Genomic DNA, 12,918 nt, shown 5'->3' on the forward strand with positions numbered 1-12,918 from the left:
CCCGCGGCGCCGCCGCCGCTCTGCTCCGCCCCACCACACACCAACCCCCCCCCCCGCCGGGGGGCCCCCCCCCCACCCCCCCACCCCGGCCGGTGCCGGTTGTCCTGCTTCTACGCCATGGGGGTCACCCGGTTCAGGCGTCGATGCTCCTGGTCTCCTCGTCGGCAGGCCCGGTCGCCTTGGGCGCCTTCCCGGCCTCCTCCGCCGCCACCTGCTTCTTGTTGGCGATCAGGCTGGTGATCGTGGTGATCACCAGGACGCCGCAGATGAAGGCCAGCGAGAACGGGATGGAGATCTCGGGGACGTGCACCCCGGACTCGTGGAGCGCGTGCAGCACCAGCTTGACGCCGATGAAGCCGAGGATCACCGACAGGCCGTAGCTGAGGTGGACCAGCTTCTTCAGCAGACCACCGATGAGGAAGTACAGCTGACGCAGACCCATCAGGGCGAAGGCGTTGGCGGTGAAGACGATGTACGGGTCCTGGGTCAGGCCGAAGATCGCGGGGATGGAGTCCAGCGCGAACAGCACGTCGGTGGTGCCGATGGCGAGCATGACCACCATGAGCGGGGTCAGGACGCGCTTGCCGTTCTTCTGGATGAAGAGCTTGGTGCCGTGGTAGCTGTCGGCCACACCGAAGCGCCGCTCGACGGACTTGAGCAGCCGGTTCTCCTCGAACTCCTCGTCCTCCTCGTCGGCCCGCGCCTCCTGGATGAGCTTCCAGGCGGTGTAGATGAGGAACGCGCCGAAGATGTAGAAGATCCACGAGAAGTTGGCGATGACCGCGGCACCGGCGGCGATGAAGATCGCTCGCAGCACCAGGGCGATCAGCACACCGATAAGGAGCACTCGCTGCTGCAGGTGCGAGGGCACCGAGAACTTCGCCATGATCAGGACGAAGACGAAGAGGTTGTCGACACTCAGCGACTTCTCGGTGATGAATCCGGCGAAGAATTCGCCGGATGCCTGGCTCTCGCCGAACACGAGCAGACCGAGCCCGAAGAGGGCGGCCAGCACGATCCAGACGATCGTCCAGATTCCGGCTTCCTTGGTCGACACGTCATGGGGCTTGCGCCCGATGAAGAAGTCGACGGCGATCAAGGCACTCAGACCAAAGATGGTCAGTGCCCAAAGGGTCCATGAAACGTCCACTGCGCCTCCGGCAGTTCGCTACGGCTACTGATCAGCGTCGTCGCTGCCGGAGGTCTCTTCCACCGGGACGCGCGGGGTGCGCGTCCGGCCAGCGCCCCGGGACCGGTCACAGTCCGTACTGACGGGAACGTCGCGTATGGGAATACTCCCCTCCGTCCAAGAAACAGTACAGGAAACCCCAAGGGAAGGTAAAGAACAGGGTAAAGACGTCCCTAAGTACCAGGTCAGGGGCGGTGTGCGAAGACGGCTCCCCGCCCTCCGGTCAGCGTCCGCCGGTGCGGCGCGCCTCGGCGACCCTGGCGAGTACATGTTCCAGCACACGGCTGCCCGCCGGCAGTCCCAGCGGCTCGTACGTCCACGCGTGTCCGACCCAGGGATCGGCGAGATGGTCGTCGGCGACGGGAGTGACCCGCAGAAGCGAACGCCACAACGGGTCGAGCACCGGCCCGTACGCGGAGGCGTCCTCCCGGTCGGCCACCATCAGCAGATGAACGCCCACCGAGGGGCCCTCGTCCGCGAGGTAGCGCAGCTGGGTGACGGCCCGGTCGTCGAAGCCGTGCGGGAAGTCGTTGACGATCAGCAACTGCTCCCCGGTATCCAGGTCGGGCGGGAGCGAATCGGCCGCACCGGCACGGACGGCCATCTGTACGAGATCGACGCGCCGCGTGAGGTGGGCGAGGACCGAGGTCACTCCCCCGGGCCCGGCAGCGGGCGGCCCGGCAAGGACACCGGACCGGACCAGGGGCGCGAGCGCCGCAGCGCCCGAGCCGGCCGGGTCGATGACGTGCACGGAGAACTCACCGGCGGGATGGACGGCGAGCATGCGCGCCGCGTGCATGACCGCCGTCTCCATGGCGAGACGGCGCAGCTGGTCCGATTCCATCAGCGTCGCCGCTTCGGATGCGGTACGGCCGCTGTCGACCCAGATGCCGCGCTCCAGGGGCAGCCGAACGAGCAGAGGGATGCGCAGTTCGGTGGCCTCGGGCAGGTGGAGGTCACCGATGCGCAGGGCCATCGGCATCTCCATGGGGACCTGGTAGGCGTGCCAGACGGGGTTGGCCCAGCCCGCGTACGCGGCGGGGAGTGCCGGTTCGACGACGGCGGCCTCGGCGGCGAGCTGGGTGAGATCCCGGTCGAGGGCTTCGCGGGCCCGGGACGTCAGTTCGTCGCGCTTGGCGCGGGCCGTCTCGCGGGCCCGGTCGCCCGCTCCGCCGATCCGGCTGCGCGGGTCGGATAGGGCACGGTCGAGCTCCTGGTCCATGCGGGACTCCGCGAAGTCGACCGCGCTGCGGTACGCGGCGGTGGCGCGGGCCAGGTCCTCGAACATGCCCCAGATCTGGTTGTAGAGGCGCTCGTCCATGGACCAGCCGGTGGCGTCACCCGCGACCGGCGGGGCCGGTGATCCCGGCGGCGCGGGCGGCGCGGCAGGCGGGGGCGGTGGGGGCGCGGTGGTCCGGCGTCGCGGGTGCGCGTAGTTGACGGGGCCGCCCGCCGGAGGCACGGCGGACGGGCCCGTGGTGGCCGGGTCGGACAGCGGTTCCTGGGGCACGGGGGCGGCGGAGGGCGGGGCCGGGGGCTGCTGACCTCCCGCGGACGGCGCGGGTCCCGCTCCGTGGCGGACGCGGTCGCCGTCGGGTGTGCGGGGCGGCGGTGGGGCCACCGAGCGGGCCATGCCCCGGGCGACCGCCTCCTGTATCGAAGCGGCCAGCTCCGCCGCCCGGGCCACTCCCTGGTCGGCGAGCATCTCTGCCAGCCCGGCCGCGTACCCCTGGCCGACGGCACGGACCTTCCAGACGCCCTGGCGCCGGTAGAGCTCCAGGGCGGTGACGGCGGATTCGGCGTCCAGGCCGGTGAGGGTGAACGTGGCGATCTCGGTGCCGTCGAGGCCGGTGACGGCGACGAAGGGTGCGGCGACCGCACCGAACCTCACCGGCCCGCCCGATCCGACCGGGAGGGCCAGCAGCACGGTGACGCGGTGCACCGAGCCGGGCAGTGCGTCGAGGTCCACGGCGAGACGGTGATCGGCGGCGGCCTGCCTGGACACTTCGAGGCCGGGCAGCTGAGGCGATCCGGGATGGGCGATCCACTCGATGCCGTGCACCGTGCCCTGTTCGTCTCCGAGAGTGGCGCCGGCCACGACGGGTGAGCCCGCCGATACCCGGATCTCCAGACGGGTCTGGGGCAAGGTGTGGTTCTGCCCCCGGACCAGCTCGGCCGTCATTGCCCTGTCCCCTCGACGATGCGTCGTTGCCGTACGGGCGGTGCCGCCGCGTACGGTGCTGTGCTGCGTGCGGTGCGGTTCCGCGTCGTGTTGTGCGATACGCGGTCGGTATGCGGTGCAGCTCCCGGCGGCGGATGCCTCCGGGAGCTGCTCGTACCGATGCGTGCCAGGTCCCGCGTGCCTACAGGTGCGGCAGGATCGAGGGCATCAGGTCCTGGAAGGTGCGGCCGTTGGCCGGGTTCCCGAGGGCGGTCATCTGCCACCCGCTGCCCGCGCGGTGCACCTTCGCCATGATCTGGGCGGTGTACTGGCCCCCGCCGTCGAGCGTGTAGCGCGCGAGCTCCTGGCCGTTGGTCTCGTCGACGATGCGGCAGAAGGCGTTCTGCACCTCCTGGAACGTCTGGCCGGTGAACGAGTTCACCGTGAAGACGATCTGGTCGATGTGGACCGGGACCCGCTGGAGGTCGACGAGGATGGCCTCGTCGTCCCCGCCCGAGCCGGCGCCGCCGACGAGGTTGTCACCGGTGTGCTTGACCGAACCGTCGTCGCTGACCAGGTGGCGGAAGAACACGACGTCGACGGGCTGCTTGTCGGCGAACAGCACCGCCGAGGCATCCAGGTCGATCTCCCGGGTCCGTGAACCGAACAGGCCGCGGCGCGGAGCCGCCTGCCAGCCGAGCCCCATCCGCACCGCGGTGAGGGCTCCCCCGCCCCGCTTCTCCAGGCTGATGGCCTGCCCCTTGGTCAGATTGACGCCAGGGCCCCCGGGCGCATTGCCCTTGGATACGTCCACCACGCGCTGTCCCCTCTCAGAATGTCCCCGCAACCACCTGTGTGCGCGGTTGCCCCGCACCCTACGCAGTCGCACGGACAGCGCAGGAGGGGCGGGCGGCTTTTGTGTCGGTCCTGCAACACAGCGGAGCCCCTGCCGTCAGGCGAGCCCCGCCTCCCTCATCTGCCGCAGTTCCTTCTTCAGCTCACCCACCTCGTCGCGCAGCCGCGCGGCCACCTCGAACTGGAGATCCGCGGCGGCTGCCCGCATCCGGTCGGTCATCTCCTCGATGATCCCGGCGAGTTCGGTCGCGGGCCGGTCCGTGACGACCGCCCCGTCCGGCTTCGCCCTGCCTGCCGCGGCGCCCTTGGCCGCCTTGCCGCCGAGTGCGGGGACCGGCGCCTTGGCGCCCTTCGCCTGGCGGTAGCCGGAACCGAGGAGCTGTTCGGTGTCGACCTCCTCGCGGGCGATGGTCGCGACGATGTCGTTGATCTTCTTCCGCAGCGGTTGCGGGTCGATGCCGCGCTCGGTGTTGTAGGCGATCTGCTTCTCGCGGCGGCGGTTGGTCTCGTCGATGGCCTGCGCCATCGCCGGTGTGATCTTGTCCGCGTACATGTGGACCTGGCCCGACACGTTGCGCGCCGCACGCCCGATGGTCTGGATCAGCGAGGTGCCGGAGCGCAGGAAGCCCTGCTTGTCGGCGTCGAGGATGGCGACGAGTGACACCTCGGGCAGGTCGAGCCCCTCACGCAGGAGGTTGATGCCGACGAGGACGTCGTACTCACCGGAGCGCAGCTCCCGCAGCAGCTCGATACGGCGCAGGGTGTCGACGTCGCTGTGGAGATATCGGACCTGGATGCCGAGCTCCAGGAAGTAGTCGGTGAGGTCCTCGGACATCTTCTTGGTGAGGGTGGTGACCAGGACCCGCTCGTCCCGCTCGGTGCGCTTGCGGATCTCGTGCACCAAATCGTCGATCTGGCCCTCGGTGGGCTTGACGACGATCTCCGGGTCGACGAGACCCGTCGGGCGGATGATCTGCTCCACGAAGCCGTCGCCGCGCGAGAGCTCGTACTTCCCGGGGGTGGCGGAGAGGTAGACCGTCTGATCGATCCGGCCGAGGAACTCCTCCCACTTCAGCGGGCGGTTGTCGAGGGCGGAGGGCAGCCGGAAGCCGTGGTCGACCAGGGTCCGCTTGCGGGAGGCGTCGCCCTCGTACATCGCGCCGATCTGGGGCACGGTCACATGCGATTCGTCGAGCACCAGGAGGAAGTCCTCCGGGAAGTAGTCCAGGAGGGTGTTGGGAGCGGTGCCGGGGGCGCGGTCGTCGAAGTGCATCGAGTAGTTCTCGACTCCGGAACAGGTGCCGATCTGTCGGAGCATCTCGATGTCGTACGTGGTGCGCATGCGGAGCCGCTGGGCCTCCAGCATCTTGCCCTGCTTCTCCAGCTCGGAAAGGCGCTGTTCCAGCTCCTGCTCGATGCCCCGGACCGCCTTCTCCATGCGTTCGGGGCCCGCGACGTAGTGACTGGCCGGGAAGACGTGAAGGGACTGGTCCTCGCTGATGACCTCGCCGGTCAGCGGGTGGAGGGTGGAGAGCGCCTCGATCTCGTCACCGAACATCTCGATGCGGACGGCGAGCTCCTCGTAGACCGGGAAGATCTCGATGGTGTCGCCCCGCACCCGGAAGGTGCCGCGGGTGAACGCCAGGTCGTTGCGGGTGTACTGGATCTCGACGAAGCGGCGCAGCAGCTGGTCACGGTCGATCTCGTCGCCGACCTTGAGCTGGACCATCCGGTCCACGTACTCCTGAGGCGTACCGAGGCCGTAGATGCAGGAGACGGAGGCCACGACGATGACGTCACGCCGGGTGAGCAGCGAGTTCGTCGCGGAGTGGCGCAGCCGCTCGACCTCCTCGTTAATCGAGGAGTCCTTCTCGATGTAGGTGTCCGACTGCGGTACGTACGCCTCGGGCTGGTAGTAGTCGTAGTACGAGACGAAGTACTCGACGGCGTTGTTGGGCAGGAGCTCGCGGAACTCGTTGGCGAGCTGGGCCGCGAGCGTCTTGTTCGGCGCCATCACCAGGGTGGGGCGCTGCAGCTTCTCGATCATCCAGGCGGTTGTCGCCGACTTGCCGGTGCCGGTCGCGCCGAGCAGGACGACATCCTTCTCAGCCGCGCGGATGCGCCGCTCCAGCTCCGCGATGGCCGCGGGCTGGTCGCCGCTGGGCTGGTAGGGACTGACGACCTCGAAAGGCGCCACCGAACGTTCGATCTTCGAAACGGGCCGCATGCAACCACCGTACGACCCAGCACTGACAACGGGGTCGGATCACCGGTTCCGCGGCGGCCGGGAGTTCCGTCCCGCGGGGGCCCGGTAGGGGGTGCGCCCACGCTGGGCGGGGATGCCGGGCCGCCGGCCCGTCCCGCGGACGGCGCCCGGCGGGCGCTCGTCCCGGTCCGGGGCGCCCATGACCACCAGGGGGTCGAACATCACGATCACCCCGGCGAGCAGCAGGAAGCAGAACGGTCCCACGAGCATCGGGATGAGCAGGGCGGTGGGGTCGTCGCCACTCGGTGCCACCCCGGATCCGGCCCCGGGGTGGAGGTGCACGCTGAGCGCGGCCATGCCCGTGTAGTGCATGCCGCTCACCGCGACGCCCATCACCACGCTCGCGCCGAGACTGGGCAGGAAGCCGTGGATGGACACGGCCGCCCAGAGCGCCGTCGTCGCCGCCACCACGGCGATGACGACGGAGAGGGCCACGGTGACGGTGTCGTACGCGAACTGCCCCTGGAGCCGCATTCCGGCCATACCGAGGTAGTGCATGGACGCGATGCCGAGGCCCATGATGATGCCGCCGGTAATCAGCGCCATGCGGGTCGCTCCGCGGTAACCCACAATGAAGATGCCGATACCGACCATCACGATCGCCAGGGCCAGGCTGGCGAAGGTGATGGGCTTGTCGTAGCTGACGGGCGCCTCCTGGACACTGAAACCCATCATCGCGACGAAGTGCATGGTCCAAATGCCGGAGCCTATGGACGTGGCACCCAGCGCCAGCCAGCCCGCCCTGAAGGAACGCTCGGTCCGCAACGACCGGGTGGTGCAGCGCAGCCCCAGGGCCGCGCCGAGGCACGCCATGAGGAAAGCCACGACCGGGGTGACTAGGCCGTAGCTGAATCCGTCAACTGTGCCCTGCATGCTGGTAAGCCCTTCACGGAAGCCCGGGTTCGGGGGGTGCCCCAAAGGGCGAGGCCCGACAGGCAAACATAGGAATCGCATGATATCGGCATGGAATCCGGCCAGCGAGACGGCACCGAAGGTTCCGTTCACGTAGTGGCCACCGCTGCCCTGTTCTCCGTTGGTGATCGGCTGCCACGCTCGATGTGCCCGCACCTCTGACCGCGAGGAGAACCCGTGTCCGTACGCACCGTAACCGTCTCGACGACCGTCGCCGCTCTGCTCGGCGGCAGTGCACTGCTGATGCCCGCGTCCCAGACGCAGGCCGCGGGTACGCACGACGCCCCGGTCGTCTTCGCGCACCGAGGCGCTTCGGCTTACGCCCCGGAGAACACGCTGGCCGCCATCGACGCGGCGGAGGATCTGGGCATCGACTGGGTCGAGAACGATGTGCAGCGCACCCGTGACGGTGTCCTGGTCGTCATGCACGACACGAACCTCAAGCGGACGACCGACGTCGAGCAGCTCTTCCCCGAGCGCGCGCCCTGGGCGGTCAAGGACTTCACGGCCGCCGAGATCGCGAAGCTCGACGCGGGCAGCTGGTTCGGAGCGCAGTACGCGGGAGCCCGGGTTCCGACGCTGGAGCAGTATCTGCACCGGGTGGAGCGCAACCACCAGAAGCTGCTCCTGGAGATCAAGGCCCCGGAGACCTACCCCGGCATCGAGAAGGACACCCTTCAGGTCCTGCGCAACGAGGGCTGGCTCAGCCGCCACCACGTCAAGCACAAGCTGATCATCCAGAGCTTCGGCGCGGAGAGCGTGAAGCGGGTGCACGCGCAGCGCCCCGACGTCATCACCGGTTTCCTCGGCACTCCGGCCGTGGCCGATCTGCCGTCGTACGCGGCGTTCACCGACCAGATCAACCCGTCCCACGGCACGCTCAGCGCCGACTACGTGGCCGCCGTGCAGGAGCTGAAGGGTGCGCACGGGAAGCCGCTCCAGGTGAACACCTGGACGGTCAACGACGCGGCGACCGCGGCCAGGGCCGCCGGCTACGGCGTCGACGGGATCATCACCAACTTCCCCGACGTGGTGCGGGACGCCACCCGCTGACGAGCCGGGGCGGCGGGCGGGCCGGCGGACCGACCGGCGTTGTCAGTGCCCGGTCGTACGGTGGTCGGTATGAAGAGCACCGAGCAGGATGTTCAGTGGTCCGCTGTCGGCAGCGACATCGGACCGCTGCTGCTTGCCGCGACCGGCACCGGGCTGGTGAGCGTGATCTTCCATGCCCGTCCGGCGGTGCGGGAGAAGGCACTCGGGCAGCTGGAAGCGCGACTCGGCTCGGCCCCGGTGGAGGCGCCGCCCGGTTCCGCCCGGCTGGCCGAGCCGATACGCCAGTTGGCGGCGTACTTCGCGGGTGAGCTGCGCGCGTTCACACTGGACCTGGACTGGTCGCTGACGTCCGGGTTCAACCGAGAGGCGCTGCGGGAGCTGGCGTCCGGTGTGCCCTACGGGACCGTCGTCGGGTACGGGGACCTCGCGAGGCGGGTGGGGCAGCCGGGGGCGGCTCAGGCCGTGGGGGCCGCCATGGGGTCCAATCCGCTGCCGGTGGTGGTGCCGTGCCACCGGGTCGTGGAGAGCGACGGGGGACTCGGGGGCTTCGGCGGCGGGCTGGAGACCAAGCGGCAGCTGCTCGCGCTCGAAGGCGTCCTGCCGCAGCCGCTGTTCTGAGGCGTTGCTTCCGGGGCGGTGGTCAGCGGGCGTCTCTTCTGGGGCGTCACTCGGCGGGCGTCGCTCCGTGAGGGTTGTCGCGCGTGGCCCTGTGCTTCCGGGCGGCCGTCGCGCGCCGGCCGGAATCGCGGAATACGTTTTCGTACCCGCGTACGAGCTGGCACACTGCGCCGGTGAAGAAGGCTCTCTCCGCATCCCCGGTCACGGTCGCCGGCCTGCCTGCCCTGCAGCGCCGGACATCCGCCGTCCTCATCGCCGGCCAGATATTCGGCGGCCTCGGCGTGTCCATCGGCATCGCCCTGGCCCCGGTCCTCGCTACGGAGGTGAGCGGTTCCGAGGCCCTGTCCGGTCTCGCCCCCACCGCCTCGGTGTCCGGCACGGCGCTCCTGTCGCTGCCGCTGGCCGCGCTGATGACCTCCCGGGGCCGCCGCCCCGGCCTCGTCCTCGCCTACCTGATCGGTGCGATCGGTGCGGGTCTCGTGGTGTTCGCCACCGTCGTGGACAACTTCCCGCTGCTGCTGCTCGGAATGGCCGGTTTCGGGGCAGGCTCGTCGGCCAATCTTCAGGCCAGGTTCGCAGCCGCCGACCTGGCGGAGCCGGACCGGCGCGGCCGGGCGATCGCCAGCGTCATCTGGGCCACCACGATCGGCTCGGTCCTGGGGCCCAACATCGCGGCGCCCGCGGGCCGGGCCTTCCGCGACACCCCCATTCCCGAGACGGCGGGCCCGTTCGTCTGGGCGGCGGCCATCTTCCTGCTCGCGGGGCTCGTCGTCGCGGTGCTGCTGCGCCCCGACCCGCTGCTCACCGCACGGGCGATGGCCCCCGCCGGAACCCAGACCGCGGCGAACCGCTCGCTGCGCGCGGGAGTCGCCGCGGTGCGCGCCTCTCCGATGGCCCGGCTGGCGCTGGTGACCGTGGCCGTGTCCCACACCGCCATGGTCTCGATCATGGTGATGACGCCGGTCCACCTCGGCCATCACGGGGCGGACATCCAGCTGATCGGCCTGGTGATCAGCGGCCACATCGCGGGCATGTACGCGTTCTCGCCCGTGATGGGCTGGCTGGCCGACCGGTTCGGCCGGCTGTCCGTCATCGGTCTCGCGGTCGGCCTGCTGTCGTGCGCCGCGCTGCTGGCCGGAACGGCGGGCCCCAGTCACAGCCGCACGGCGGCCGGTCTGTTCGTGCTCGGGCTCGGCTGGTCGGCCGGGCTGGTGGCCGGTTCGGCGCTGCTCACCGACTCCGTACCGCAGCCCGCCCGCGCCGCCGTGCAGGGTCTGTCGGACCTGACCATGAACACGGCGGCGGGCATCGGCGGCGCGGTCGCCGGAGTGATCGTCTCGCGGTGGAGTTACAGCTGGCTGAACGTGGTCGGGGCGTGTCTGCTGCTGCCGATGGCCGCGCTCGCTCTGCGGCGGGTGTTCGCGAAGCCCGCCGCAGGGCCGGGCGGGGCGCCGGACGCGCCCGCCGAGGTGTCCGTACCCGCCGGAACCCCGAACAAGACCTGACGCTCCCGGCGCTCCTGCGCCTGTAGCGGCTTCAGCGGCTTCGGAGCCTTCAGAGGCTGATGTGGTACGCCTTGCGGAGCGTCTCGTGGACGGTCCACGTCGTACGGTCGCCCTCCCGCAGCACACAGGCGTCCCCGGGCCCGATCTCCAGCGTCTCGCCGCCCTCGACCACGACCGTCGCCCGCCCGCTCACCACCACGAACAGTTCGTTGGCCTCGGTGTCGGTGACGACGCCGGGCGTGATCTGCCAGATTCCGCGCACCTGCTTCCCGTCGGCGGACTCCCAGAGCACCTTGCCGCTCACCACCGGGTCACCCGAGAGCACCTGCGCGGGGTCAAGGGGGTCGGGTTCGAGTTCGGCGTCCGGGATGTGCACGGCGAAGGAGGCGGGAGCTTGATCAAGTGTCGTCATGGCCGGTCACCCTAGCGAGCGGCCCGCGGCGGGCCGCCCGCAGGGCAGTCCTGCGCTCTTCCCGTGGTTTGCGGCCACCCCCCGCGCGACAGGGATGGGGACATGTCACCCAACACACCGGAGCACACTCCCGAGGACGCCGCCCGAGCTTACGAACCGGCGCACTCCGTCGAGGTCCGAGACGCCGTCGCCGCCCACCGTCCCGTCGTCGCCCTGGAGTCGACGATCATCGCGCACGGTCTGCCGCGCCCCCGCAACCTCCAGGTCGCCCTGGAACTGGAGGAGCTCGTACGGTCCGCCGGTGCCGTCCCCGCCACGATCGCCGTACTGGACGGGCGCGCCCATGTCGGCCTGGACAAGACCCAGTTGGAGCGGGTCGCCGGTGACCCGGCGATGCGGAAGCTGGGACACCGGGACCTCGCACCCGCACTCGCGACGGGCGCGAGCGGGGCGACGACGGTGTCCGCCACCGCGTTCCTGGCCGCCCGCTCGGGGCTGCGGGTGTTCGCGACCGGAGGACTGGGCGGCGTACACCGGGAGTGGACCGACACCCAGGACGAATCAGCGGATCTGCGGCTCCTCGCGCGCACCGGCATCACGGTGGTGTGCGCCGGGGTGAAGTCGATCCTGGATGTCCCGGCCACGCTCCAGCGCCTGGAAACACTCGGGGTCGGCGTGCTCGGTTTCGGCACCACGTACTTTCCCGGCTTCTATCTCAGCAGCTCGGGCGAGCCCGTCGACTGGACGGTGCACACCCCCGAGGAGGTGGCGGAGGTGATGCGGGCCCGGGAGGCGCTCGGCGGGCCGGAGGCGGCGCTGATCGTCGCCAACCCGGTCGCGGAGAAGGACCAGTTGGACCCTGCCGTCCACGACCGGGTGCTGGCCGACGCGCTCGCCGCGTGCCGGGAGCACTCCATCGTGGGGCAGGCCGTCACGCCGTTCCTGCTCGACCACCTGACGCGGCATACCGAAGGCGCCTCCCTGGAGGCCAACTTGGCCGCCGTACGCGGAAATGTGGCTCTGGCCGCCCGGATCGCGGCGGCGGCGGCGCGGTGAGCCAGGGCGGACTTCTCGTCGTCGGGGACGTGGTCACGGATGTGGTGGTGCGGCACGGCCCGGCGCCGGCCCGGGGGACGGACACGGCGGCGCGGATCAGCACGCTGCCGGGCGGGGCCGGAGCCAACGTGGCGTGCTGGGCGGTGCGTTCGGGGTGCCGTGATGTGCGTCTGCTCGCGCGGGCCGGTGCCGATTCAGCGGCCTGGCACCGGGAGAGCCTGCTGCGCGCCGGGGTACGGGCCGAGCTGGCCGTGGACGAGGAGGTGCCGACCGCCACCGTGGTCGCACTCGTCGACGGCAGCGCCGAGCGCACCTTCCTCACCGACAGCGGCGCGGGGCTGCGCCTGGCACCCGCCGACTGGTCGCCGTCGCTGCTCGACGGCATCGGCCACCTCCACCTCTCCGGCTATCTCCTCTTCGCCCCGACGAGCCGGGCCACCGCCCTGCTCGCCCTGCGGGAGGCGCGGCAGCGGGGCATCCCGGTGAGCGTGGACCCCGCCTCCGCCGGATTTCTCACCGGGCTCGGCATCGACCGGTTCCTGGCCGGCGTCGAGGGAGTGGACCTGCTGCTGCCGAACGAGGACGAGGCGTGCCTGCTGACCGGTCTGCCCCGGCCGGCCGACGCGGCCGCGAAGCTGAGCCGGCATGCCGCTCTGGTCGTGGTCACGCTCGGCGAGCGGGGCGCCCTGCTGGCCGCGGCGGGAGCCGTGACCGCGTGCGTCGCCGCCGTGCCGGTCCGGGAGCCGGTCGACTCCACCGGTGCGGGCGACGCCTTCACCGGCGGTTTCCTCGCCGCCCGCCTCGCCGGGGCGGACGTGACGGAGGCCGCCGCGGCTGCCTGCCGGGCGGGGGCCGAAGCCGTCACGACGGTCGGTGGGCGCCCGGCATGAT

11 protein-coding genes are annotated in these 12,918 nt (G+C 70.7%); 5 read left to right on the top strand and 6 right to left on the bottom strand.

The window, feature by feature from the left end; genetic code table 11:
- Positions 1 to 133 precede the first annotated feature (133 nt).
- The 5 genes from ACFWSK_RS10575 to ACFWSK_RS10595 form a co-directional block, all read right to left on the bottom strand.
- Positions 134 to 1,150, bottom strand: a complete 1,017-nt coding sequence (locus ACFWSK_RS10575) for a TerC family protein (RefSeq protein WP_383783495.1) — start codon at positions 1,148 to 1,150, stop codon at positions 134 to 136.
- Between the two features lie 262 nt (positions 1,151 to 1,412).
- Entirely contained in the window at positions 1,413 to 3,371 is a 1,959-nt protein-coding gene (locus ACFWSK_RS10580; protein ID WP_383783496.1) for a TerD family protein, read from the bottom strand.
- Between the two features lie 181 nt (positions 3,372 to 3,552).
- Complete coding sequence (locus ACFWSK_RS10585; protein ID WP_383783497.1) at positions 3,553 to 4,167, bottom strand: TerD family protein; 615 nt, start codon at positions 4,165 to 4,167, stop codon at positions 3,553 to 3,555.
- A gap of 135 nt (positions 4,168 to 4,302) precedes the next feature.
- Complete coding sequence (gene uvrB / locus ACFWSK_RS10590) at positions 4,303 to 6,432, bottom strand: excinuclease ABC subunit UvrB (protein ID WP_383783498.1); 2,130 nt, start codon at positions 6,430 to 6,432, stop codon at positions 4,303 to 4,305.
- 39 nt (positions 6,433 to 6,471) lie between these two features.
- Positions 6,472 to 7,344 (bottom strand): MHYT domain-containing protein, encoded by an 873-nt coding sequence (locus ACFWSK_RS10595; RefSeq protein ID WP_383783499.1) that lies wholly within the window; start codon positions 7,342 to 7,344, stop codon positions 6,472 to 6,474.
- Positions 7,345 to 7,560: 216 nt separating this feature from the next.
- On the opposite strand from ACFWSK_RS10595, the gene ACFWSK_RS10600 reads away from it, so the two are divergent.
- The 3 genes from ACFWSK_RS10600 (at position 7,561) to ACFWSK_RS10610 (ending at position 10,559) form a co-directional block, all read left to right on the top strand.
- Entirely contained in the window at positions 7,561 to 8,436 is an 876-nt protein-coding gene (locus ACFWSK_RS10600; RefSeq protein ID WP_383783500.1) for a glycerophosphodiester phosphodiesterase, read from the top strand.
- A gap of 69 nt (positions 8,437 to 8,505) precedes the next feature.
- Positions 8,506 to 9,054, top strand: a complete 549-nt coding sequence (locus ACFWSK_RS10605; protein WP_383783501.1) for a methylated-DNA--[protein]-cysteine S-methyltransferase — start codon at positions 8,506 to 8,508, stop codon at positions 9,052 to 9,054.
- 173 nt (positions 9,055 to 9,227) lie between these two features.
- A complete protein-coding gene (locus ACFWSK_RS10610) occupies positions 9,228 to 10,559 on the top strand; it encodes an MFS transporter (RefSeq protein WP_383783502.1) in 1,332 nt (443 codons plus the stop codon).
- A 49-nt stretch (positions 10,560 to 10,608) separates the two neighbouring features.
- Here the strand turns inward: ACFWSK_RS10610 and ACFWSK_RS10615 are convergent, their stop codons facing one another.
- Positions 10,609 to 10,971 (bottom strand): cupin domain-containing protein, encoded by a 363-nt coding sequence (locus ACFWSK_RS10615; protein ID WP_383783503.1) that lies wholly within the window; start codon positions 10,969 to 10,971, stop codon positions 10,609 to 10,611.
- A 102-nt stretch (positions 10,972 to 11,073) separates the two neighbouring features.
- Here ACFWSK_RS10615 and ACFWSK_RS10620 point away from each other — a divergent pair, with 102 nt between their 5' ends.
- Positions 11,074 to 12,027: a pseudouridine-5'-phosphate glycosidase gene (locus tag ACFWSK_RS10620; RefSeq protein WP_383783504.1), complete on the top strand. Its 954-nt coding sequence runs from the start codon at positions 11,074 to 11,076 to the stop codon at positions 12,025 to 12,027.
- Positions 12,024 to 12,917, top strand: coding sequence for a carbohydrate kinase family protein (locus ACFWSK_RS10625; protein ID WP_383783505.1), 894 nt, complete (start codon positions 12,024 to 12,026; stop codon positions 12,915 to 12,917). Before ACFWSK_RS10620 ends, ACFWSK_RS10625 begins: the two co-directional genes overlap by 4 nt.
- Position 12,918 lies beyond the last annotated feature (1 nt).

This window comes from Streptomyces sp. NPDC058620, from assembly GCF_042717135.1.
Taxonomy (GTDB): Bacteria; Actinomycetota; Actinomycetes; order Streptomycetales; family Streptomycetaceae; genus Streptomyces.